The organism is Streptomyces sp. NPDC020742, assembly GCF_040641675.1.
Taxonomy (GTDB): Bacteria; Actinomycetota; Actinomycetes; order Streptomycetales; family Streptomycetaceae; genus Streptomyces.
The window spans coordinates 33735-56685 of record NZ_JBFAEA010000028.1; the positions used below are offsets into that span (position 1 = coordinate 33735).

Here is a 22951-nt window from a genome sequence, read left to right on the forward strand (position 1 = left end):
GGCCTTCTAGCGGTGCAAACGCTGAACGCAGCGAGCGTCTCGTCACCTGCCGGGTACAAGCAGCAACTCTGTGGCCTGCGCTGTCTGGCGTGCTGGTCACTCGCTCTGCGGCCAGCGGCGGTCAGGCGGGTGATGCGGGCCCGGTAAGGGCTGCCCTCACGCCGGAAGGGCCCCTCTACGCGACGGCCCACCTGGACGGTGACGACCGCCCATGTCTGAGCGGGCCGGGTGCGCCAGCTGGGGCCGTGCCTGCGTTGGGTCAGCGTTTGACGCGGTTGCGAACGGCCAGGACCGCGAGACCCAGCAGCACGGGTTCGGCCACGCGGGAGGCCATCTCGATGTAGGTGCCGGAGGTGGTCAGGTCCTGGCCGGCGGAGCGAAACACCACCGAGTTGAGCGTGACGTTCAGCGCCTTCTCGAAGCGCTCGCCTGTGAACCGATTCCCGGTGGGATTCTGGGGATCTGCTTTGTCGATCTCGAAGCTGACCTTGCCAGCACCGGGAGGCACGATGCCGGTCGCTTCCTGCTTCGGGGAATCCTTCGGGATCCCGAAGCCCATCAGCAACAGGACGGTCACAAGCATGGCAGCAGCGAGCCAGCCCAGGGCTCGGGAGGCGCGCAGGCCGTAGCCGGACAGCAGCCAGTAGCCGTGCAGCAGTCCACGCTCGGCGCGGGTGGTGCCAGTGGGGTCGTGGCGACGCATTTCCATCTCGCCGTAGTAGAAGTCCGCCGCTCCTGGCTCGTTCTTGCTGTCTTCGAGCGCCTTGCGCAGCGCGCGGTACACCGGCGCCAGCTGCGCCGGCCCGACGGGTCTAACTCCGGACATTGCATTCCAGCCTGGGACCGCTGCTGGCTGGAACGCACGCCAGTGGTGCTCCTCAGCCAGGATGCGGCGCTGGGTGAACCGTACCGGGGGCCACCACCGCCATTGCGCTGGCGGGACCTTGCCGAAGGAGCAGCTGCCCTCCAGCCGCACCTGGTCCAGATGCACGGTCCCGGTGAACAGGCACCCCGACAGGTCGACGTCGGCGAGGGCCAGGTGGGCTGCGTCCGCCCCATGCAGCGAGGCGATCCGCACCGTGGCATCGGGTTCGCCGGCAAGAGCATGTTCCGCCACCGGCTGTCCGTTGGGGAACATGAACGGCTCGGTCTCCGCGGCGATGGTGAGTGGGTATTCGAAGACCGCGTGGGCGAAGTCCACCGTGGCGTAGCGCAGACGTAGCTCGGCCGTTGACGACCATCGGGTCCGACGGCATTCCAGGTGGGGTGTGGCGAGCGAGAGGGTAAGCGGGCCGCCGAACACCGCCCCGGACAGCACAACCCGCCCGGCGCAGGTAAACGGCCCGAGGTTGGCCAACCGCTCGAAAGCCGCCCCCTCGAACATGGCAGTGCCGAGCAGAGCCACCGCGTCGAGCTGGATGTCGCCCTGGAAGGTCGCCGAGACGAAATCGGCGTCTCTCTGGAAGGTCGCCGAGTGGAAGGAGACGTCACTCTGGAAGATCGCCCTGTGGAACCAGGCTGGGCCGTGGAAGGCCGTCGAGAAGAACTCGGCGTCGCTCTGGAAGGTCGCCGAACCGAACCAGGCGGCGCTCTGGAACGTCGCCGAACCGAACCAAGCGGCGCCCTGGAAGGTCGTCTTGTCGAACTGAGTCGTGCTGTGGAAGGTCGCCCTGCGGAACCAGGCTAGGCCGTGGAAAGTTGCCGAGTCGAACCGAGCCTCACCGTGGAAGGCCGCCGAACCGAACCAGGCGTGGGCGTGAAAGGCCGCAGAGTCGAACCTGCTGTTGCGCTGGAAGGTCGCCGAGTCGAAGGAGGCGTCGCTCTGGAAGACCGCCGCGACGAACCAGGCATCGCTCTGGAAGGTCGCCGATCCGAACTCTGCATTGCCGTGGAAGGTCGCCCAGCCGAACTTGGCCTCGCCCTGGAAGGTCGCCGAGAGGAAGGAGACGTCGTCATGGAAGGTCGCTAAGCCGAACCGGGCGAGGCCGAAGCATGGATGACCAGTGGCAGGGTCGCGGAGCGCGTCGAGGAGAGCACCGAGAAGGGGGCCGGTGAACGTGGTGCCGCGGTGGTCAATATCGCTGCCTGGGGTCAGGTCGGCCAGGTAGGCGTCACGGTCGGCGTCGGCCAGGTGGGCGAAGCATGCGGCGTGGCCAGACACGTGGATACCGCGGCAGCCAACCGGATTCTCAGCCGTAGCGCCGTGGCCACAAAGCGGCCAGTCAGCCGCTGGGGACGGTACGGGACTCGGATGCGTCATGCCCAAAGGACGACCAAGCACGGCCAAATAGTTGCTCGCACCGCATCTCTGAGCACCTCACTGAACCGTCGGCGCGGCGCTGGAAGACGCACTGAAACGAATCGTGCGCCAATGAACCTCCATGGGGTCCGACACGGCTACCGAGGGGTACACCGGTATCGGTCCGCAGGCTCGCTCTGACAGAAGCCCATCAGTTCACGGGGCCCTGAACGCTGATCCGAGGGCCCGGTGGAATGGTCGGCCCCCAGGACGTCCTCGTCGTTGAACCGGGGCGCGATGTCGTCGACCAAGTGCTCCGGGACGCCGAGGCACACACCGGAGTGGACCCGCAAGACCGGTGACGGCGGGCCCCGGCCGGTGCCGTCAGCGCCGGTGCAGGAGGCCGTCCTTCTCGTACTGCGCCAGCGCCAGGCCGAGACCGAAGAAGGTGGGAGCCCATTCGCCGACGAAGATGCCCCACCGGTCGGCCCGGTCCACATCGGCGGCCTTCTCCAGCTTGGTGGAGGCGGCCCAGCTCAGGAACGAGATGCCGATGGACCCCAGAGCGGCGCAGTAGGCGTGCTCACTGCGCAGCCCGGCTTCGTGCAGCTTCTTGATGATCACAGCATTCTCCTCGGTGAAGGACGTCGGTCCTCAAAGAAGACCACCGCGCCACGGCCCGCGCTCCTCGTGCTGCGCCGAATGCATGGACGGCAACGGCACCCGCGGTAGGCCCCTGCCGCATCGCGTTCTGTCCCTCACCAGTGGTCGGCGTCGGCGGTGCTGCCCGACGGTGGTGGCGCGCCCGCCTCTTTCGCCGCCCGCGAGGTGGAGGAGCCTGCGGCGGTGGCGGGTGCAGCGGCCACCGCGCACACCAGGGCGTGGAGCCGCCAGCGGGCGCTGGGTTCCAGATCGGCGGAGTTCAGGTGGTGCGTGCTGTGCCTGACGAGCCGGATGATCTTCGTCTCGACTGCCGTTCGGGCACCGGTGACGACGAGCACGTGCCGTACCGCGGTGAGGTCCTCGGGGGTCAGGCCGGGGCAGCCGACACAATCGTCCAGGACAGCCAGGGAGGCTGCGTCGCCGTTGGCCAGCGCTCGCGCGCGGGCCACGGCGACGAGAGGGGTGAGCTTGCCCTGCCGGAGGTCGTCGCCCGAGGGCTTTCCGGTCTGCCCGGGGTCACCGAAGGCGCCGTGGAGGTCGTCGCGGAGTTGGAAGGCGATTCCGGCGCTGCGGCCGGCCGCCCGCAGCGCCCGGGCGGAGGTTTCGTCGGCGCCGGCCAGGGCTGCGCCGAGCGCCAGGGGCCGCTCCACCGAATACAAGGCGCTCTTGAGGTAGGCGATGCGGATCGCGGCGGACAGCGAGGTCGATCCGGTGGCCTGAGCGTGCAGGTCGAGGTATTGGCCTGCGGCCATCTCGGTCCGCATGGCGGTCCAAATCTCCCGGATGCGGCGGCCGGTCTGTGCCGGCAGTTCGAGGTGGGCGACGGTGTCGTCCGCCCAGGCCAGCGCGAGGTCGCCGCCGAGCAGGGCTCCAGCGACGCCCAGCGCCTCGCCCGCTGCCGGCCGAGGGGCCGCGGCGTACTGGGCGGCGATGTCGACCTGCAGGGTAGGTCTGCCACGGCGAAGCCGGGAAGCATCCAACAAGTCGTCATGCACGAGCGCGCAGGTCTGGAGGAGTTCGAGTGCGGCAGCGAGACGCAGCGCGCGGCGGACCTGCTCGTGGTCGTGGCCTCCTCGGCAGGCACGCAAGGCCCACCACAGGAACTGTGACCGCATCCGCTTGCCGCCGTCGAGCGTGAACCGGGCGACGCGCTCGGCGACATCACGCCCGAAGACGCCGTCCAGGCCACAGGCCGAGCTCGCTCTCTCGCGCAGGACATCAGCGAGCACGGAGCCGACGGCAACCGCCACGTCCCGGTCGACGGATGCTGCTCCTCGCCACGCCACCGCACGACAGCTTCTGGGCCCGCGGGCACGAGCAGGACCCGGAGGGTCCGGCTGCTGGCCCCTGGGGGAAGTTGGGAGATGCTGGGAGGGTTGCTGTGCCCCCATGTGGTGCATTCCCTCTCCTCTGTGACACTTTCAGCAATGACCAGAAACGGACCACAGTTCACTCAGTCGATCACGGGGAGCACTCTCCGGCACGCGGAGCGTCGGGCCAGGACACCGCGTCGCGCCGCCGACTCTGCGGACCGGGACCTGTTACTCGGGGCCGAGGAGGCTTCAGTTGGGGTGTTGTCGGCCCTGTGCCGCTGGGTGCCCCGGGGGAGAGTGGGGTGGGCACAGGGCCGCCGGCCGGTGAGGGGTGGCCGGGACAACGGGTGGAACGGATCGCACCCACCCTGATGGTCTGTCCTCCAGCGCGCAGGGTGTGGATGCCACGCCCGTACGTCAGGCGGTTGGGGCCATTCCGGGCATGCCGGTGTCATGCGTGTGACGTCTGGGAACTCGTGGTGCGTCAGCCGGAGGAACCGGCTGCCGGAGGAGAGGCGGCGCGCTGTGGAGCATGACGGGGATGTGATTGCGGAGCTGACCGCCGATCACCGGGAGCTCGGGGAGCTCTTTGCACGGTTCGACCAGGCACCCCGGGCAGCAAGGACCGCAAACGGCTCGTGGACGCTCTGGCGATCGAGCTGGTGCGGCACTCCGTTGCCCAGGAGCAGTACCTCTACCCTCACCGAGCTCCAGCGGCGCGAGGCCCTGGACGAGGACTTCGAGTACCTGGTGCGCAGGCTGTGCACCGAGGTGACCGCACACGTCGACGACAAGGAGAACACCCTCTTCACCCGTCTGCGCGAAGGCGTGCACCCCTACGTCGTGGAAGAGCTGGGCAACAAGGTCCGCCAGGCGAAGAAGAACGCCCCCGCCCGCCCGCATCCCGGTGCGCCGAGTACACCGCTTTGAGAGCCGGTCGCGCGGCTACGGCGCTGCCCGCCAGCCACGCGGTGCGAGCATGAGCCCTTCCACCTCTTCGATAGTAGGAACGTAGCCGTCCAGCGCATCGCGGGCCTCGCCTGCCGAGCGCGCCCATTCAGCCAACGTCAAATACCATCCGTCATGCGGGTGTTGGGCTGAGACGTTCGGGCATGGCTTCGGCATGCTGCCTGAACCAGATCACCCCAGGGTCAAGGGGAGTCCGGTCGTTTCGATCGAGGATTACCAGCGCGCATGCGTCGTCGTCCTGCAAGGAGACCTTGACCACGACGACCAGGATCTGCTGCGCCTCACGATGCGAACGGCTCGGCTCTCTGGCAAACAGGTCATCATCGACCTCTCACGCGTCAGCTTCCTGGATGTGGCAACGGTAGGAACCCTGCTTCGGGCGGGGAAGGCCCCTCTTTGTCTCGCAGGACCTCTCGCACTCAACCCTCAACGTGTGCTGGCGCTCATCGGGACCGAGGGCGTTTTCCGTGTGTTTCCCAGCCTGGCCGACGCTCTGGTCGAGCCGTGGCTCATCAGCCTGCAACCACCCCGATCGAGGCTCTGGCAACTGATGTCAGACGGTTCGGCGCGGGCGTACTGCTCAGTCCGTCGGCGGCGACGAGCGCGGCGACACTCCCGGGGAGCACGCCGTCGTGCACGACGATCCGCAGTGGGCAAGGGCGGCGGTGCCTGTGGCGAGGCACACCGTTAGGTGGTCATCTGGCGCCTGACGCGGTGGCCGGCAACGATCCGGTGCAGGAGACGCTGGCCACGAGCGCACCCGCAGCGGCCGCACCCGCCGCGAGGTACCGGTGGCACCGCCGCGGCGGGTTGCCGTCGGTCGGCCGCGGAAGCGGCTGGTCGACGAGATCACGGCCCCAGCTGCCGATGTTCATAAGCGGCTGCTGCCACTCACCATCCCGCTGGGCCAACGCCGGGTCGAGCTCACCCCTCATCGGTGACAGCGCGCGCCCCTTGCTCATCGACGGGCGTTCTGCCTGCCGCTCGTCTCGCTGACGATCATGTCGATTCCCTGCAGTTCTCAGAGCTTGCGAGTGTCGCGGGGCTCGGCGTAGGGCTCGTCACCCGGGGGATGGCCGCGTTGGGTGGCGCGTCCGCGTTCGAGTTCGGCATTGAACTCCAGCCCGAGCAGGATCGCGATGTTGGTGAGCCACAGCCAGATCAGCGCGACGATAGGAGTGGCGAAGGTTCCGTAGGTCTTGTTGTAGCTGCTGAAATTGGCGACGTAGAGGGCGAACAGTGCAGAGGCGATGAGCCAGATGGCGACGGCCAGGACGCCGCCGGGCAGCACGCGCCGGATGCGGCGTTTGACGTTCGGGGCTGCCCAGTACAGCACCATGACACTCAGAGCGACCAGGATGAGCATGACGGGCCACTTGGCGACATTCCACACGGTCACTGCCGTGTCACCCAGGCCCAGGATCGACCCCATTTTCTTGGCCACGGTGCCGGTGAACACGACCCCGACCGCGGTGAGGGCCAGAAGGATCACCACGGCGACGGTGATGCCGAGACGGACCCACAGCGTCTTCCACACCGGCCGGCCCTCACCGATGTCGTAGACGACATTGGACGCCCGCATGAAGGCGGCGACGTAGCCGGAGGCCGACCACAGAGCCAGGGCAATACCGATGATCAAGGCGAGCAGGGCCTTGCCCTGGCCGCCCTTCAGCTGCTCCAGGATGGTGGTGAGGAGGCTGCGCACGGACCCGGGCGCGACGGTGGAGAGGTTCTTGATCATTGAGTCGATGGCGGAAGGACCCAGCAGACCCAGAATGGATACCAGAGCCAGCAGGGCAGGGAAGATCGCCAGTACTCCGTAGTAGGTCAGGGCAGCCGCCCAGTCCGTGAGATTGTCCTTTTTGAACTCCCGCAACGTGCGCTTCACGACGCCCGTAGACAAACCACCCTCGGCGGCACCTTTCCGGGACGGACGACCGGCCTCGCCGCCGTCGCCATCCTCGTCTGCGTGGGAGCGACGCGCGCCGCCACCGTCGCCGCTCGGGCGTCTGTGAGCGCTACCACCGTGGTCAGCGTCGTCGACCTCGTGGTGTTCTCGGTCCGGACCATCCGAGGAGGGCGTGGCCACCGTGACTCCTTTCGCGAGAGTCGGCGCCCGCAGCGGCCGGCGCGCTCAACTCTGCTTCGCATACAACCTCGCTGGCCGGCAGTACTGGCTCGGGACGCTGTCCGCTGAGACGGTCGCAGGACCGCGTCCCCATCACACCCGCTGAGCTGGCTGCTGACACCCGGACGGCACCCACCTGGACCAGCCGCCCCACCTGCGGGTGCGCATCCCCGCCCCATGCGAGGGGGCGCGGATGCGCATGTTCGGTGACCGCGGTCTTGGGAGATCTCGTGCGAGCGGCCTTGAGCGACCGGGGCCGCAGTGTGACCGTATCCGGCATGGGAACCAGGTCTCTTCAAGAACGCGATCGACCTGGAGCTGTGCCCAGCTGCTGCTGTACCGGCTGTACCGGCTGTCCGAGCGGCGCATCGACCGCGGCGACGGTCAGGGCCTCTATTGCGTGGCCGGCCCGGAGCGTGTCCTGGGTCGGAGACGAAAGCACTGGGCGACGCCGACCGGGCGGCTCGCCGGACCCCGACACCAGGGGAGGCGCAGGTCCCGGCCCCGCACACTGGTGGATCTCAAGGTGCGGGGGCGTCGCACGGGACCGCAGACTACTCACGAGACCGATGACGTGGCGGAGAGGAGCCGAGGGTGGGGATTCCCGTGCCGCCCGCGGGGACCGGGGCGGCCTCCGCAGCCCGGCCGGGCGCGCCGGACCCGTTTCAGGCGGTCGCCGAGCAGTTCGCCGGGTTGGTCGAAGGGCACGTCCTGGACCTTCCCCTGCCCGGCTCCGGGCGGACCGGTGAGCGGTTCGGGGCCCTGCGGGCCCTGGGACGGCAGGAGCTGTCCGTAGCCCGGCTGGCCGAAGGGCATGTCGATGCGGCGGCGATCCTCGACGAACTGGACGGCTGCGCGGCGAATCCGGGAGAGCGGTGGGGCGTGTGGGCGGCCCATCCGCCCGGCCCGGAGCTCCACGCCGACAACGACGGCACCGGCTGGCGCCTGCGGGGCGTCAAGCAGTACTGCTCCGGAGCACGGATCTGCACCCACGCGCTGGTGACGGCCGAGACCGGCCGGGGGCGGCGCCTGTTCGCCGTGCGCCTCGCCGACCGGGGCGTGGCACCGGTGCCGGACAGCTGGCAGGCGCTGGGCATGGTGGGCAGCGACACCCTCGACGTCACCTTCCACGACGTTCCCGCGGAGCCGGTTGGTGAGGTGGAGGGCTATGTGCAGCGGGCGGGCTTCCAGCACGGCGGTGTCGGGGTCGCGGCCTGCTGGCTGGGAGGCGCTCAAGCAGTCGCCGACACTCTGCTGGACGCGGCGGGGCGGCACCCGCTGGACGGGCACGCCGCCGCCCACCTGGGACAGGCGGACTCCCTGTTGCATGCCGCCGAGACGGTCCTCGACCGCGCGGCGCTAGAGATCGACGAGGACTTCCTGGACCGGAGCAGGAAAGGCCGGGTGCGCAGCCTGCGGGTGCGGGCCTTCGTGGAGAAGGTCTGCACCGAGGTGCTGCAGCACGTCGGACGGGCCACCGGCGCCGGTCCGCTGTGCCGGAACGCGGCGCACGCCCGCGCGGTGGCGGACCTCACCGTCTACCTCCGCCAGCACCACGCCGAGCGCAGTGACGCGGAACTGGGCACCCTGCTGGCGCGCGGCGAGGGGGCGGCGTGAGCGCAGACCTCCGGCAGGCCGCTGCCGACGCCATCGATGCCCCGGGCACCTCAGAGGGACTGTGGGCGGCGTGGGACGCCCTGCACCGTCTGCCCACCGCGGCCCTGCCCGGCGGTCCGGTCGTCGCCGTGGCCGCCCACCCCGACGACGAGGTGCTGGGCTTCGGCGGCACCCTCGCCCGCCTCGCCGCCGCCGGCACCGAGGTCCACGTCATGACCATCACCGATGGCGAGCTGTCGCATCCGCACAGCACCGTTGTCACGCCACAGCAGCTGGCCCGCACACGCAGCTCCGAACTCCGTTCCGCTCTGGCCGTGTTGGGTCTACCGGACGTGCGGCCGGTGCGTCTCGGCGTGCCCGACACCCAGGTCGACCGCCACGAAGCCGCGGTGGCCGGACGGCTCGCCGCTCTGCTGCGCGAGACCGGCGCCGCCTGGTGTGCCGCCCCGTGGTCCGGGGATCTGCACAGTGACCACGAGGCGGCCGGACGGGCCGCCCGCCGCGTGTGCCGGCAGGCGGGGGTGCGGCTGTGGATGTATCCGGTGTGGATGTGGCACTGGGCCCGCCCGGGCGATCCACGTGTCCCCTGGGGCGACGCCGCGCTGCTGCGGCTGCCGGCCGATGTCGCGGCGCTGAAGGCCGCGGCGATCGGGCAGTTCGTCAGCCAGCTCCACCCCCTGGGCGAGGGCGCGCACAACGCGGCGATCCTTCCACCGGAGGAGGTCGCACACCACGCCCGGCGCTTCGAGGTGGTGTTCCGTTGAGCACCCCACCCGGCTACTTCGATGCCATGTACGAAGCCTCGACGGACCCCTGGGACCTGGCCGGCCGCTGGTACGAGCACCGCAAGTACGCCCTGACCCTCGCCTCGCTGCCCCGGCAGCACTACCGGGCCGGCTTCGAGCCGGGCTGCTCCGTCGGCGTCCTGACCCGCCAACTCGCCGCCCGCTGCGACCATCTGCTCGCGACCGACCGCGTCGCCTCCGCCGTCGCCACCGCCGACGCGCGCAACCGCGACCTCCCGCACGTCGACGTGCGCCGGCTCACCGTCCCCGACCAGTGGCCAGAAGGCACCTTCGACCTCGTCGTCCTCTCCGAACTCCTCTACTACTTCGACGACACGACACTGCAAAACACCCTCGACCAGGCCGTGGCCTGCCTGGAACCCGGAGGCACGCTGATCACCGTGCACTGGAACCACCCCGTACCCGAGCATGTGCGCACCGGTCCCGAAGTCGCCACCGCGGTCGCCGCCACCCCGCAGCTGTCCCTGCTCACCGAGGTCCGCGACGCGGACTTCACCCTCCAGACCCTGCTGCGCCGCCGCGGCAACCACAGCGCCCCGCGCTCGCCCGCCCAGCACAAGGACCTGGTGTGAAACGGCCACCACCCCCTCCCTCGGCGCTCGCCGTGGTCATCCCCGCGCACAACGAAGCGCACGAACTCCCGGCCGCACTGGCCGCCCTCCGCATGGCTCTCCGCCACCCGGAGGCAGCCGCAGTGCCCGTGGTGACAGTGGTCGCCGCAGACGCCTGCACAGACACCACGGCCGCGATCGCCGCGCACTGGGGCGCGGCGATCGTCGAACTGCCGGCGCACAACGTCGGGGCCGCCCGAGCCGCTGGCGTGGCGTGCGCCCTCCGCCTGCTCGGCTCCCGAGCGGAGCGGGCATGGATCGCGACGACGGACGCCGACTCCCTCGTACCGCCACGATGGCTGGCCCACCAGCTGCGGTGCGCGCGCCAGGGCTGGCACTGCGTCGTCGGCACCGTGCGCATCCGCCCGCACGCCGCGCTCGCCCCTCGGACGGCGGCCCGGCACCGTGCCCACTACTTCGCCGGCCGTCCCGCACCACCCCACCCCTGGGGGCACCCGCACGTCCACGGCGCCAACCTCGGCGTAGCAGCCGCGCCCTACCGCGCGACGGGCGGATTCGCCGCTCTCGCCCACGGAGAGGACCGCTCGCTCGTAGCCGCTCTCGAACAGCGCGACTACCGCATCCTGCGCACCGACGCCTGCCCGGTGCACACCTCGGCCCGACCCGACTCCCGGGCCCCGCACGGCTTCGGCGCCTTCCTGCGGCGCATAGCGCTTGACGACACACCACAGGGAGACATGCCTCTACGCGCCGCAGACCCGGAGGCGGAGCAGCCATCGACCGCACAGGACGAACGGGGCCGACCCGCCGTGTCTCCGAGCGGAGGAGCAGCTGTTGAGCGCGCGGGCCAGAAGGCAACAGCGCCAGCGCAGCGACCATCTCCTTGACGGGCGCCTCCGGTACCGAGGTGCCATAGGCGAGGACACATATCTCATCGAGGATGCTGCGCTGCGCCTGCCCCCATCGGCCTCGACGGTCGCGCGTGCATGCGGGGCTTCGGCCTGGGCCTTGGCTGCTTCCCTCTCGTCCTTGCGTCGGGGGTGCGGACTGCGCGGCAGCCCGCAGCAGGGGGCTCATTGCGTCGCACACCGGCGGCCTCCCGGCTGACGTCGGCCCTCTCGTCCGTGATCACGGTCGGCGTGAGGTGGGTGAGGTTATCGCGGCTCTTTCACGGCCGCGATGCTGAGGGGCCGAAACCAGGAGAGCGGTCCGCCCGTACCGACCCTGTCGCCCCGGGCCACGCACTCTGGCGGGCAGCACCGGTCACCCGCAGGTATGGACTCACCGGCACTTGGTAGAGGGCATCGGTGGCGGGCCCAGACCGAAGCCGGCGCGGCGTGTCGCGCACCAGCAGAGCTGTCGGCTTCCAGGCAGCGGAAGGCCGCCGACTCGGACCAGCCGATAGACCTGGCCCCAAGAGTTCCAGCGTCTCGCGCAGTACAGCGACGGCCCGGGCTTTGCGGTCCACGCCAGTGTGCGCCGCGGCATCCCAGGCTCCGGTCGGCCGATGAGCGACTCTCGGAGCCGGTCTGTCCTCACGCCCTTCTCGTCGGTCTGCGCCGCTCGGGGTTCGCTGCCCTTGGTCTCGCTTTTCATCTCGTTCGCCGGTGGCGCCTTCTCCTGCCCTGTGTCCTCCTTGCGGTGGTCCACCTTGGGCACGTAGCGCTCCGGCTGGGAGGACCGGTTGCGCTCTCGTTCTTCTGCTGGCGGTGTTCCGAACTCGGGGCTCTTGCATCGCGCGCAACTGCTGAAGAAGGTGCCCGGTGGTGCCTGCGAGCGGATGGGTGCAGCCTGATAACAGCGCTTTCGGGTGATTATCAGGAGTTCGTCATGATTGTGATTCTCGGAGTCATCCTCTTGATCGCTGCGGTAGTCGTCGGCGTCGCCGCCGTTGTTACCAACATGGGTAGCGCACACGAGCTGACGGCAGCGTTCAAGGTATTCGGGTACCACATGACCGGATCCACCGGCATGTTGTTCCTCTTGGGTGCCATCATCGGCGCGGTGGCAGTGCTCGGGCTGAGTCTGCTGCTCGGCGGCATGCGCCGCAGCACCCGCAAGAAGCACGCAATGCGTCAAGCGCTCAAAGGGGAGCGCCACGATGCAGCCGCTGCACGCGGCACGGACCACGAGGGCCGCGTCGACCACCCTGACACGAGGAGCGACCTGGGAACGGCGGCACGGCAGGACGGCAGCTCTCCTCGGGGTGGCCGACCCGACGGTGACGGACACCGTCACAAGTGGCACCTGCTCGGACATCGACCTGCCCACCGGTAGGTCATGAGCCGAGCGAGTCGTCCGCATCATCGCGCGCGCCGGGAGCCACTCACCGAGGTGGCCGAGTCGCCCTCCAGTGCGCCGTCAGCACGGCGAACGTAGAGCGTCACGGTGTACCTCGCGACAAGCGCCGAGCGGTACGCCGCCCGAAGCTTGCCGGGTAGCCGTGCTGTCGCCCGCCTGTTCGGCGGAGCCTCAGGAAGCCCGTGACCGTCACTGACCCTAGACGACCGCGGGCTTCAGGCAGGGAATTTCCCCTGAGGTGTGTGGGTGGGGTGGACGGGTCACATATGCCGAACGCCGCCACCCAGAAGCTGCTGCGGCTTTCATGGCTTTGCGCGAGGGCGTCACAGGGTGACGTTTTCTCTGTTGGCTCGAACTATTCGAATGCATTGTGTGCGATTATTGCTTCTAGCAGCTGGGCGCGAGAAAGAAGCGAATCGTGAGCGCGAGCGAAAAGGCGAAGGCGAAGGCCGAGCAGGTCAAAGGCACGGTGAAGAAAGAAGCCGGTCGATCCGTCGGCAACGAGGGCATGACCGTCAAAGGTCAAGCACAGCAGAGTAAGGGTTCCGCCCGTGAGGCCAAGGAGAAGGCGAAGGACACTTTCAAGAACAGAGGCTAATTTCACGGAACGGTAGGTCACGTTCCGAAACTCTGAGTTGCCGCCCCGCCTGCGCGCAATTCGGTACCGCCCCGCATCATGGGTGCCGGGAGACGGTGAATGCCCACCCGGGGGAGACTGGGGCGCAGCTCGCGGGCGGAGGCGTCAAAACCCGTCGTCGGTGGCGGGCCGATCCAGGCCGCCCAGCCCTTTTGCGCGGCGGGGTGAGGTTGCCTGGGTGATCTGAGCCGTGCCAGTGCGAGCACGGAGCCGGCTCGCTATCACGTCAATGCCGGATTGTGGTCATTAGACGGTGTCCTATGTGGCGAGGCGGACCAGGCGCCTGTAGTAAACGTCGCGGTCGAAGTCGGGCGGGCGATCACCTGACCTGACAGCCTCGCCGCAGGCGGGGCCGATCTGTTCGAGGGGCTGCCGCGCGGATGCCTCGGCGTCGCAGGTGACGGCGGATGGCGGACTGAGTGAGCCCGGCCGACCAGCACGGCGAGGGGCTGGCTCTCGGCCTGCCCGGGCCGTTTCGCGGCACGGGGATGCCAGACATCGCCGTCGCGAAGGTAGGGGCGTCACCGGCTTGGCCTGCGGTGACGGTGAAGGTCAGAGGCCGTGCAGCGCCGTCGGCGGCCAGGTGTGCCTTGGTGTTCAGCTCGCCGCGGGAGCGTCCAAGTGCGCGATCGGCAGGCTCGCCGGAGCGCGTCGCCTCTTTTTGCGTGCTCCCGCGGCGTGCTGGTGGGCCCGGATGCCCGTGGAGTCCACCGGCGTCGTCCAGTCGATGTCGTCGTCGGCGTCTGCGGGTGCCAGGACGGCGGCCGGCGCTCTTTCGCCGTCGGGAGGCGTCGTCAGGCGGGCAAACGCTCCCACCGTGGACCGGGCGTCCCGGCCAAGGACCAGCACTACGAAGAGGTCAAAGAAGAATAGTGAGGGCCGTTTCAACTATGGGCAAGGAGCAGCTGCGGCGGGCTTACGGGCAGCTGAACCTCTTGCCCCGGCAGGCCCATGCGGAGCAAGTGGCAGGCTGTCAGCAGCAGTTGAGGTGCTGTTCAGTCAGTCGGTGGCCAGCATCTCTTCCCGCAGGTGTGTGCAGATGCGGGTGATGAGGCGGGAGACGTGCATCTGGGAGAGGCCGAGTTCCTCGCCGATTTCGCTCTGGGTCATCTCGGCGCCGAAGCGGAGTTCGAGGAGAGTGCGGTCGCGGTCGCCGAGCTCGGCCAGGTGTGGCTTGAGAGCCTGGATGTCTTCTGCCAGTGCGAGGGCAGGATCCTCGGTGCCGATGAGGTCGGCGACAAAGCCGGTCTGCTGATTGGAGCCGGAGGCTTGAACGGGCCGGTCTATGGAGTCACTCTCGTAGCCGTTGGAAGCAACAACTCCTTCCCCCACCTCCGCCTCGTCCAGATCAAGGCGAGCGGCGAGATCGGCGACGCTCGGCTCGTGGACGCCCTGGCCTTCGAGCTGTTCGCGGGCTCGGGCAAGGTCGATGCGCAGTTCCTGCAGGCGTCGGGGCACGTGGACCGACCAGGTGGTGTCGCGGAAGAACCGCTTGATCTCACCCTGGATGTAAGGGACGGCGAGCGTGGTGAACTCCACGCCGCGCGAGACGTCGTAGCGGTCGATGGCCTTGATCAGACCGATTGTGCCGACCTGCAGCATGTCCTCGGCCGACTCCCGACGGCCGGAGAAGCGGCGGGCGACGTAGCGCACTAAGGTCAGGTTCATCTCGATAAGGGTGTTGCGCACGTACTGGTACTCGCGCGTCCCCTCTTCCAGCGCGTCAAGTCGCTGCAGGAATACCTTCGTGAGCTCGCGCGCGTCGGCGGGAGGCATGTGCTGAGGGTCCTCGATCTGCGGCAGCACCGTCGGGGCCGGGACGGCACACACCTTCGACGTGGTCCCCTGCGCTGCTCGTGCCGTCATGGTGCTGTTGCTCATGACCGGCTCCCTCCGATTGCTGAGCCCCCGTCACCAGCCCCCTACCCGGCACGGCCACGAGCACACCCTGCCAGCCGCGTCGGGTCCGCTCACCCATCGGAACGGGTGGACCTGACGTCTGATCGTTCGACAGTTGGTCGCGGCGTCGGGTGCGGAAACAGGATTACGGCCACGCACGCGGGCCCGATCGACTCCACAGACAGCTGTTTCGGGGGTGGCTCGTGCCGCCCGGACCGGGCGACATCCGCCGCGCCCGTACCTGGCGCGGCAGAGCCGGATACTCGTTCGGCCCGCCGGATAGCGCGAGACGAAAGCCGCACCGCGTCCTGGCGAAACCGCTCTCCCGGCATACGAAGCCGGCAAATCAGGCATCCGTACCCGGGGCGGACGGCAGGATCGACAAGTCCGTCCCGGCCGACCGGGGCGGAAAGGAAGCTGTGCCGGCCTGACGTCCGGTCGCACCCCGGACCCCGCAGCGGTCTCCGGGTGGACTCATCGTGCAGTGAATGCGGACGGACTGTTCACGGGGCGGACCGGGCTCCCTGTGGGGAGCCTGATCACGCGCAAGTCATCAGCGATCGTGATTCGAAAGCCTCGTGAGCACCTGGAGCTCTACGAGTTCGTCAGGCAAACCCGAACTGTGTCGTCGAGGTGTGGTCCGGCACCGAGGGCGATTTACCTGGGGAGATGCGCGTCTGAGGATGTGGGGTGAAGGTGGGAGAAGAGAGCTTCTGCTCCCAAGAGGCGCTGCGAGACATCTGGGGAGTCTCGCACCGGGGTCGCACGGTGCCTGAGCGGCGCGATCCCACGAACGTGACATGAGGCCATTCATGGAAACCGATACGAAAGTCACTCTGGCTGCAGCGCTCGCGGCTGGATATGTACTGGGCCGCACCAAGAAGGGCAAACTCGCCATCGGGGTCGCCTCGATGGTCGCCGGTCAGGCGCTGAGTCCGCGCGAGTTGATCGGTCAAGCGCTGCGCAGCCTCGCGGCCACTCCCCAGGCCGCCCAGCTCATGGACCAGGTTCGTGGTGAGCTCTTGGAGTCCGGTCGCACCGCGCTGTCTGCGACAGCCGACCGCAGTCTCGGGGCACTTGCCGGTGCCCTGCAGAAACGCACCAGCGCCCTTCAGGGGCCCCCGGAGGACGAGGAGCCAGCCGAGGGCGAAGAGCCGGCCGAGGATGAAGAAGAGGGCGAGGCCGAGGACGAAGAAGGACCGGCTGACGACGAGGAAGAAAGCGCGGACGAGAGCGAAGAAGCAGAGGGCGAAGAGGAGAAGCCCTCCGGGCGGCGACCGGAGAAGTCTTCGGCGAGCCGTGCCCGCACAACGAAGTCCCCGGGCAAGAAGGCTCCGGCGAAGAAGGCTGCCTCCGGTAAGCCGGCGGCGAAGAAGAAATCCGCCAAGAAGACGGCTGCCAAGAAGACATCCCGCCGTACCAGTCGCAGGAGGTAGGTCATGGCCACGAAGGAGGGCGACTCCACTCCGGACAAGGCTTCCGGCCTTGACATGCTCAAGGAGCAGCTGGCCGGATTCGCCGAAGCGCAGGGCCAGAGGCTGGTGGACAAGGCCGGAGAAAAGATCAGTGACCTTGCACAGGGGCTGGGCGACGTGGGGGACGGCAACAGCACCCTGCTCAATGTCGGGAAGCGGGTGCTCGGCGGCGGCGAGTCACCTGTAAAGGCTTTCCTCAGCGAGAAGGCCGGTGACCTCAAGGACAAGGCAGTCGACACCGTGAAAGGGTTCTTCGGCGGTGGCGGCAAGGCCGGGGACAAGAAGGTCACCAACATCGTCGAGGTGATCGACATCGGTATGCCCCTGCGTACCGTGTATGACCGATGGACCCAGCTTGAGGAGTTCAGCGGCTTCACCAAGGGCGTCAAGAGTGTCACGCAGTCGGACGAGATCGAGAGCGACTGGAAGCTGAAGGTGGCTTTCTCCAACCGCAGTTGGAAAGCGACCGTACAAGAGCAGATTCCCGATGAGCGCATCGTGTGGAACTCCGAAGGGGGCAAGGGCACCACACGCGGTGCCATAAGCTTCCATGAACTCACCCCGGAACTCACCCGCATTGTCGCTGTCGTCGAGTACTACCCCGCCGGCTTCTTCGAAAAGACCGGCAACATCTGGCGCGCTCAGGGACGGCGCCTGCGTCTGGACCTCAAGCACTTCCAGCGGTACGTCACGCTCACCGACAACGAGGACCTCGAAGGCTGGCGCGGCGAGATCCGCGATGGCGAAGTCGTCCGAACCCACGAAGAGGGACTCGAAGACGACGAAGATCGAGACGCCGAAGGCGAAGAGGACCAAGAGGTCGAGGATGAGGAAGACTCCGAAGACCTGGAGGACGAGCCCGAAGAGGACGAGCCCCCCGAAGAAGACGAGCCCGAAGAGGACGACGAAGACGCTGAATACGAAGAGGAAGAAGAATAAGATGCGCCGGAAGGAAACGCACGTCGGTGCAACTGCGGGTGCAGTTTATGGCGCGTGAAATGCGTCTGAAATTCTCGGCGATTTCATAATTCTGCGGCGTGAACTATCCTGGCAGTGACGCCACGCTCGCCGGCTCGCGGCGCGGCGTACACGAGAGGCGGATCCGCTCATGACCAAGCATGAAAAAACACCCCACCCTTCCCACGGCGAAGGGCCGAGCCGCCACAAGGGAACCAAACAGCACGGATGGTCTCCTGATATCGACGAAACCACGCAACAAGACAATCCGAGCGCGCACCGGTCGTTCCACCCTGACCAGTACGCCCCCGAGACCGGACCTCGCAAGGAAACGTCCCAGGAAGAGATGGAGGGCGTCACGGGCGACACCGTCAAAAGTTCCTCCCGTCGCGGAGAAAAGCAGGGCGGCAGGGCCAAGGAGAAGGGAATGCACGACGAAGGCCGGCGAGGCCCTTCGCAGCGCCCCAGCGGCAGCAGGGATGCCGAGGCATCCTCCGGCGTCGACCCGCAGGAACCGCGCTCCAAGTCGGACTGAGCTGCCCAGCTGACGCATCACGACCGCACGGCGATCCGCAGCACGTCGCCCACCGCGGTCGAGGAGACCCTTGGAGGATCGACATGCTCACGGCCATAGCAGACGTACTCAGGTCTATCGGCGGGGCCATCGCCACCGTCGTCACCCTCCCCTTTCGAGCCGTCGCCCGGCTGTTCGGCGGAGCTGCCGACAGCGCCCACGGACGCCACTGAACCCTCGCTCTGCCCAGGCCGCGGACTGGAACATCCCGGCAGGCCGGGCGGCGCCCCCAACTAAGCGACCAGCGCGGCCTGCGTTGGCTCGCCGCTGCCCTGTCCTTCAGCTGCGTCCCGAACCGTGAACGGGACGTGGTGTCATTCGACGCGGTGTGCTCTGTGGTGGGCGACGCTCAGGTCGACACGGACGGGGAGGTTGCCCCAGCCGGCGGATCGTCGTGCCCGTTCGACGGCGTCGTGCAGGCCCTCCAGGATCTGCTCCGGACCGGTGCCCGGGCCAAGGGCGAGGCCGATACGGGCCTGTGGGTGCGTGTACTTGCCGTAGAACAGTGCTCGGCTGTCCCGGACGCCCGGCAGCACGGCGAGGTCGGTGGCGAGCGCATCGCTCAACGCGTGGTTGCTGACCGTCACCGTCTCCTCGGATGAGTCTGCGACGGTCAGTTGGCGCGGGTGGTGCCGATGCTGGGACAGCAGCCACGCCAGGGCGAGCAGCAGGAGCAGGGCCAGTGCCGCAATGACGGTCGGCGACCACCAGCTCGTGTCCGTCCACCGGGTCTGATCGGCGGACGGGACCAGGACGTTGCGCGCGGTGGTGAGCGGCCAGCCGGCCGGGGGTACGAGGTGCCGACGCCGGTAGAGGTCGGCGCCGCCGGCGAGCACCAGGAGGCCGCCGCCCAGCAGCACGAGTCCGAGCAGAGCGAGCAGAGTTCGGTTGGTCTTGGCGTGTTCCCTCATCATGTTCTCCAGGGAGTCTCTGCGTACCCGGTCCGGCCTCGTTACTTCGTGCTCCGGCGTACGCGGACCCTCAGCCGAGGTGGGCGTGCCAGAGCGAGTTGGTCGCGTTCCTCGCGGCGGAGGGTGCCAGTGAGGTCGTCCTTCACATCGGCGGTATCACGAAAGCCCACGCCGGCACGGACGGTGATGCGGCGCCGGCGCACCCGCACTCGCACCGTGCTGACCCCCGGGACACGCATGGCCGCGTCGCGCAGCAGCAGCAGCGCCGCGCCCTTGCGCGCGAGTACGGCATGCATCCGTATGCGGCTGTTGTTCGGCACACGCAAGGGCAGCTGGTGCCGTAGGCCAGGGGTGAGGGCCAGGATGATGAGCCACAGGCCCAGGGCTGCGGCGACGGCGGCACCGGTGAGGATCCAGAGGTTGCCGAGCGTGCGGGTGGCGAGCTGGTCTGTGAGGCTTGTCCACCATGCGGTGGCCCGGTGTCCGGTGCGTATCCAGATCGCTTCGAAGAGCAGTGCCCCGGCTGTGAGCAGGATCAGCGAGGCGGCCACACAGGCGGGGGTGCGACGCGCCGACCAAGGTCGGCGGGAGCGGTCTTTCGCCGGCACGCTGTACTGCGTTGGTCCAGCGGGCCGGGAATGTGTGGTGGCCGGCTGTGATTGCGGGAGATCGCCGTCGTGGCCGGGCGGGGCGTGTGGAGTGGGGGAGGTCATGATGTTCCTGTCGTGGCGCGGGCTCAGGTCATGCGGCCCGGCCTTGTCGCAGGCTTTCGTCGGATACGAGCCGCTGGACGGAGACGGTGAGGTCGTCGATGCGCAGGCCGGTCAGGTCGGACACCCGGTCGGTGATGTAGCGCCGGATTTCGCCGCAGGTGCGGGCGATATCGATGGGGTAGGGAAGGTCCAGGGAGACCTTCAGACGTGCTGAGCCTTCGTGCACGGCGGCCGTGGAGTGGGCAGGGCCCAAACCGAGACGTGCGGGTGGCCGGCCGGTATGCCGGATGAGCGCTTCGCGTGCCGCCCGGACCGCAATGCGGGCCACCACGGTCTCGGGGATCAGCGTGGCACCGCGCCGGGCGGGCGGGGGAAGCGAGGGCGTGCGTGGGCTCTCACCTTCCGGGCCGCTTCGGAGGGGAGGCGACGGGAGGTGGGTTGTCATCGGACTCGCCCGGTGCGCCCGGTGCGGGGCGGCCCGGGGCTGTAGGTGCTGCGAGGGCGGTCGAAGGTCTCGCGGCGCCCGTCGCCCTCGCGGGTGTGTACGTAGTCGCTGAGGTGCACGTCGCTGCGTGCCAAGTGGCCGATGATCAGGCCCACCAGGCCCATGGCGGCGACCACGAGGAAGGCCCCGAAGCCGCCGAAGTAGCCCGCGAAGCCCAGGGTCAGACCGGTCAGCAGTCCCACCACGGTTGCATTCATCGTTCCTTCACCCGTCTCGTGTTGTCGTCTCGTCGCGCCGTGCGGGCGCGGCCGGGAGGAGTCCGGGGGAGGTCACTCCACCCGCTGCTCGCTGCCGTCGTCCTCGTCCCCCGGTATGTCGACGTCATTGACGGCGATGTTCACCTCGACGACCTCCAGGCCGGTCATCCTTTCCAGCGCCGCGATGACATTGGTACGAACGTCTGCGGCGACCTCGGTGATGGGATAGCCGTAGTCGACGACCACATCCAGGTCCACCGCCGCCTGGCGCTCGCCCACTTCGACGCTGACACCGCGGGTGGCGCTGGGCTGCCCGCCGGGCATCCGCTCACGCACGCCCCCGAGGGCCCGGGCCATGCCGGAGCCGAGGTTGTGGATGCCCGGTACCTCGCGGGCCGCCATCCCGGCGATCTTCGCCGCGACGGTGTCCGCGATCGTGGTCCGGCCCCGGCTCTCCGGCGAGAGGACACCTCGCTTCGGATCTTGCTGTGCCGTGGTCTCGTCGGCGGTCCTGCGCCCTTCCGAGGCAGGGCGGAATGTCGCGTTCGTCATGGCGTTCTCCTGGGCGAGTGGCGCGGGCGCCGGACCGGCGCCCGTCACAAGATTGGACACATCTGGGGCGAAATCGTCACGCTTGAATGTGGCCTGCATCACGTAGGCTGGTCGGTGGCTGCCTGACCGGGCCTGCGCCATCAGGGAGCCGGCGGGGGACGGCGAGCCTCGCGGCCCGCGAGACGCCTCACGTAGGAAGCGAACAGTGGATGTGGAGCACGAGGGATTCTCGTCACCCCGGCGCGCGGAGCCGCCTCCGCCCACCGGGGCGAAGCGTCCCCGCGAGCCGGATCTCGGGGAGGTGGCGGACCGGATCCTGGTCGCCCGCGCCGCCGAAGGCGATGATGATGCGTTCGCGGTACTCGTGCACCGCCACAGCGGCCCGCTGCTCGCCCTGGCGTACCACATGCTCGGCAACCTCTCGGATGCCGAGGAGGCTGTGCAGGACGGCTTCATCAGCGCGTGGCGGCGCCTTCCCCAGTTCCGCAGGGACGCGGCGTTCCGCACCTGGATGTACCGCATCGTCACCAACCGGTGCCTCAACGTCCGCCGCGCCCAGACCCCTTCCGTCGCCCTCGACGCCGTCGCCGAGCCGGCGGCCCACGACGCCGGCGGCGAACCCGCCCGTGCTGCCGAAAGCACGGCAGCCACCGCCGCGTTGGCCCAGGCACTCGCACACCTGCGGCCCGGACAGCGCGCCTGCTGGATCCTGCGGGAGCTGCACGGACTGTCGTACGAAGAGATCGCGCACGTGGTGGGGGAGAGCGAACAGACCGTACGCGGCAGGCTCTTTCGCGCACGACGCACACTGATGAAGGAGATGGCCTCATGGCGCTAGAAGACCCCCGTGCCACCTCCCCACCCGAGAACGCGCCCGCATCGCACCGGGACACCGACCCGGCACGGCTCATCGGCGACGAACGGCTGCCCTGCGGACGTCTGGTCAGCCACGTCTGGGACCAGGCCCGCACCGGAAACGATCAGCCCGACGCGCACACGGCCGACTGCACGTACTGCCGGGAGGCAACCGAGGGACTGACAGCCCTGGACGCCACCACCCGCACACTGCGGGCGCAGCGGCCCAGCGCCCGCACGGTCGCCGACCGGGTCGTGCGCGCCGTACGCGCGGAGGCACACCTCGGCCGGATACTGCCCCTGGACGACCCCGCACACGAACTGCGGATCGCGGAAACCACCGTGGCCAAGATCCTGCGCCGCGCCGCCGACCGCATCCCCGGAGTACGCGCCGCGAGCTGCCGCCTGACCCCCAACGAGGCCGGCACCACCGTGACGATCACCATGACCCTCGCCGCCACCCTCGACCAACCCCTGCCCGGCCGAGCCGCCCAGGTGCGCCGGGCCGTCGCCGACGCCTCGGCACACGAGATCGGCCTCGCCGTCAGCAGCATCGACCTGAGCATCGTGTCCGAACTGGAGTCCTTGACGTCCGCCGAGCCCACCGAACCCACCCCACGGAACGGAACCGGGCCATGATCACCGTCGACACGGCCAGCATTGAGCAGACCGCGGCCCGGGCCGCGCTGGCAGTCCCCGGCGTGCAGGAACTCCAACCCAGCCTGCGCCACTCCCTGGCCGACGCCGCAACCTACATCCGGCGGACCTTCGGCTCGCGCACACCGTTCCCCGAAGCCGGCATCCATGCCAGGCACACGTCCGAAACCGATGCATGGCACCTCGAAGTCCGCTGTGCAGTCAACGACCACCGCCGCGCCCTCGACACCGCACGCGACGTCCGTGAAAGCGTCCAAACGGCCGTCAGCTCACAGTTGAAGGCCCGCGGCGGACCAGCAAGCGTCACCATCGTCACCGTGACCCGCATCACCGGAGATCGAGCACCACTCCACCTGTGCGCCGACCTGTAATCCTCACCTGCGTGAAAGACGTTGGGGGCTGCCGGGCCAG

25 protein-coding genes and 1 pseudogene are annotated in these 22951 nt (G+C 68.8%); 15 read left to right on the plus strand and 11 right to left on the minus strand.

The features are described 5' to 3' along the window. Positions 1–259: 259 nt before the first annotated feature. The 3 genes from AB0G84_RS31205 to AB0G84_RS31215 form a co-directional block, all read right to left on the minus strand. Positions 260–2161, minus strand: coding sequence for a pentapeptide repeat-containing protein (locus AB0G84_RS31205; RefSeq protein WP_361328210.1), 1902 nt, complete (start codon positions 2159–2161; stop codon positions 260–262). A gap of 462 nt (positions 2162–2623) precedes the next feature. Then, positions 2624–2863 carry a hypothetical protein gene (locus AB0G84_RS31210; protein ID WP_361328213.1) on the minus strand — a complete coding sequence of 80 codons (240 nt, stop codon included), beginning with the start codon at positions 2861–2863 and terminating at the stop codon, positions 2624–2626. A gap of 134 nt (positions 2864–2997) precedes the next feature. After that, the gene (locus tag AB0G84_RS31215; protein ID WP_361328216.1) at positions 2998–4131 is read right to left on the minus strand and encodes a polyprenyl synthetase family protein; all 1134 of its coding nucleotides are present in this window, start codon (positions 4129–4131) and stop codon (positions 2998–3000) included. Positions 4132–4890: 759 nt separating this feature from the next. Here AB0G84_RS31215 and AB0G84_RS31220 point away from each other — a divergent pair. Both AB0G84_RS31220 and AB0G84_RS31225 read left to right on the plus strand, forming a co-directional pair. Further along, entirely contained in the window at positions 4891–5145 is a 255-nt protein-coding gene (locus AB0G84_RS31220) for a hypothetical protein (protein ID WP_361328219.1), read from the plus strand. 193 nt (positions 5146–5338) lie between these two features. After that, entirely contained in the window at positions 5339–5875 is a 537-nt protein-coding gene (locus AB0G84_RS31225) for an STAS domain-containing protein (RefSeq protein ID WP_361328222.1), read from the plus strand. Between the two features lie 330 nt (positions 5876–6205). Here the strand turns inward: AB0G84_RS31225 and AB0G84_RS31230 are convergent, their stop codons facing one another. Further along, positions 6206–7273, minus strand: a complete 1068-nt coding sequence (locus tag AB0G84_RS31230) for a YihY/virulence factor BrkB family protein (RefSeq protein ID WP_361328225.1) — start codon at positions 7271–7273, stop codon at positions 6206–6208. A 633-nt stretch (positions 7274–7906) separates the two neighbouring features. On the opposite strand from AB0G84_RS31230, the gene AB0G84_RS31235 reads away from it, so the two are divergent. The 6 genes from AB0G84_RS31235 (at position 7907) to AB0G84_RS31260 (ending at position 13206) form a co-directional block, all read left to right on the plus strand. Next, positions 7907–8929, plus strand: coding sequence for an acyl-CoA dehydrogenase family protein (locus AB0G84_RS31235; protein WP_361328228.1), 1023 nt, complete (start codon positions 7907–7909; stop codon positions 8927–8929). Next, positions 8926–9693 (plus strand): PIG-L family deacetylase, encoded by a 768-nt coding sequence (locus AB0G84_RS31240; RefSeq protein WP_361328231.1) that lies wholly within the window; start codon positions 8926–8928, stop codon positions 9691–9693. Before AB0G84_RS31235 ends, AB0G84_RS31240 begins: the two co-directional genes overlap by 4 nt. Further along, positions 9690–10307, plus strand: coding sequence for an SAM-dependent methyltransferase (locus AB0G84_RS31245; protein WP_361328234.1), 618 nt, complete (start codon positions 9690–9692; stop codon positions 10305–10307). Before AB0G84_RS31240 ends, AB0G84_RS31245 begins: the two co-directional genes overlap by 4 nt. Continuing rightward, a complete protein-coding gene (locus tag AB0G84_RS31250; RefSeq protein ID WP_361328237.1) occupies positions 10304–11194 on the plus strand; it encodes a glycosyltransferase in 891 nt (296 codons plus the stop codon). The genes AB0G84_RS31245 and AB0G84_RS31250 overlap by 4 nt, the downstream gene beginning before the upstream one ends. A gap of 943 nt (positions 11195–12137) precedes the next feature. Continuing rightward, a complete protein-coding gene (locus tag AB0G84_RS31255; protein WP_361328240.1) occupies positions 12138–12584 on the plus strand; it encodes a hypothetical protein in 447 nt (148 codons plus the stop codon). A gap of 442 nt (positions 12585–13026) precedes the next feature. After that, positions 13027–13206 (plus strand): CsbD family protein, encoded by a 180-nt coding sequence (locus AB0G84_RS31260; RefSeq protein ID WP_361328243.1) that lies wholly within the window; start codon positions 13027–13029, stop codon positions 13204–13206. 318 nt (positions 13207–13524) lie between these two features. Here AB0G84_RS31260 and AB0G84_RS31265 read toward each other — a convergent pair. Beyond that, a pseudogene (locus tag AB0G84_RS31265) lies at positions 13525–14010 on the minus strand (IS5/IS1182 family transposase); the annotation flags it as partial. A 234-nt stretch (positions 14011–14244) separates the two neighbouring features. Continuing rightward, positions 14245–15126 carry a SigB/SigF/SigG family RNA polymerase sigma factor gene (locus AB0G84_RS31270; RefSeq protein WP_361328246.1) on the minus strand — a complete coding sequence of 294 codons (882 nt, stop codon included), beginning with the start codon at positions 15124–15126 and terminating at the stop codon, positions 14245–14247. Between the two features lie 830 nt (positions 15127–15956). Between AB0G84_RS31270 and AB0G84_RS31275 the strand changes: the two genes are divergently transcribed. The 4 genes from AB0G84_RS31275 to AB0G84_RS31290 all read left to right on the plus strand — a co-directional run bounded on the left by AB0G84_RS31275 (position 15957) and on the right by AB0G84_RS31290 (position 18323). After that, positions 15957–16580, plus strand: a complete 624-nt coding sequence (locus tag AB0G84_RS31275) for a hypothetical protein (protein ID WP_086719639.1) — start codon at positions 15957–15959, stop codon at positions 16578–16580. A 3-nt stretch (positions 16581–16583) separates the two neighbouring features. Continuing rightward, entirely contained in the window at positions 16584–17558 is a 975-nt protein-coding gene (locus tag AB0G84_RS31280) for an SRPBCC family protein (protein WP_361328250.1), read from the plus strand. 169 nt (positions 17559–17727) lie between these two features. After that, positions 17728–18111, plus strand: a complete 384-nt coding sequence (locus tag AB0G84_RS31285; protein ID WP_361328253.1) for a hypothetical protein — start codon at positions 17728–17730, stop codon at positions 18109–18111. A gap of 83 nt (positions 18112–18194) precedes the next feature. Then, the gene (locus AB0G84_RS31290; protein WP_263295776.1) at positions 18195–18323 is read left to right on the plus strand and encodes an LPFR motif small protein; all 129 of its coding nucleotides are present in this window, start codon (positions 18195–18197) and stop codon (positions 18321–18323) included. A 141-nt stretch (positions 18324–18464) separates the two neighbouring features. Here the strand turns inward: AB0G84_RS31290 and AB0G84_RS31295 are convergent, their stop codons facing one another. From AB0G84_RS31295 to AB0G84_RS31315, 5 genes are all read right to left on the minus strand, one after another. Then, positions 18465–19064, minus strand: coding sequence for an alkaline shock response membrane anchor protein AmaP (locus AB0G84_RS31295; RefSeq protein ID WP_361328256.1), 600 nt, complete (start codon positions 19062–19064; stop codon positions 18465–18467). A gap of 38 nt (positions 19065–19102) precedes the next feature. Next, complete coding sequence (locus AB0G84_RS31300) at positions 19103–19612, minus strand: DUF6286 domain-containing protein (protein ID WP_361328259.1); 510 nt, start codon at positions 19610–19612, stop codon at positions 19103–19105. Positions 19613–19802: 190 nt separating this feature from the next. After that, positions 19803–20105, minus strand: a complete 303-nt coding sequence (locus AB0G84_RS31305) for a hypothetical protein (RefSeq protein ID WP_361328262.1) — start codon at positions 20103–20105, stop codon at positions 19803–19805. A 110-nt stretch (positions 20106–20215) separates the two neighbouring features. Next, entirely contained in the window at positions 20216–20476 is a 261-nt protein-coding gene (locus AB0G84_RS31310; RefSeq protein ID WP_361328265.1) for a hypothetical protein, read from the minus strand. Positions 20477–20548: 72 nt separating this feature from the next. Then, positions 20549–21028 carry an Asp23/Gls24 family envelope stress response protein gene (locus AB0G84_RS31315; protein ID WP_361328268.1) on the minus strand — a complete coding sequence of 160 codons (480 nt, stop codon included), beginning with the start codon at positions 21026–21028 and terminating at the stop codon, positions 20549–20551. Positions 21029–21329: 301 nt separating this feature from the next. On the opposite strand from AB0G84_RS31315, the gene AB0G84_RS31320 reads away from it, so the two are divergent. The 3 genes from AB0G84_RS31320 to AB0G84_RS31330 are packed head-to-tail and all read left to right on the plus strand — an operon-like array spanning position 21330 to position 22911. Beyond that, positions 21330–21866 (plus strand): sigma-70 family RNA polymerase sigma factor, encoded by a 537-nt coding sequence (locus tag AB0G84_RS31320; RefSeq protein ID WP_361328271.1) that lies wholly within the window; start codon positions 21330–21332, stop codon positions 21864–21866. Further along, on the plus strand, positions 21857–22522 hold the full coding sequence (locus AB0G84_RS31325) for a hypothetical protein (protein ID WP_361328274.1): 666 nt from the start codon (positions 21857–21859) through the stop codon (positions 22520–22522). The genes AB0G84_RS31320 and AB0G84_RS31325 overlap by 10 nt, the downstream gene beginning before the upstream one ends. Then, entirely contained in the window at positions 22519–22911 is a 393-nt protein-coding gene (locus AB0G84_RS31330; RefSeq protein WP_361328277.1) for a hypothetical protein, read from the plus strand. Before AB0G84_RS31325 ends, AB0G84_RS31330 begins: the two co-directional genes overlap by 4 nt. Positions 22912–22951 lie beyond the last annotated feature (40 nt).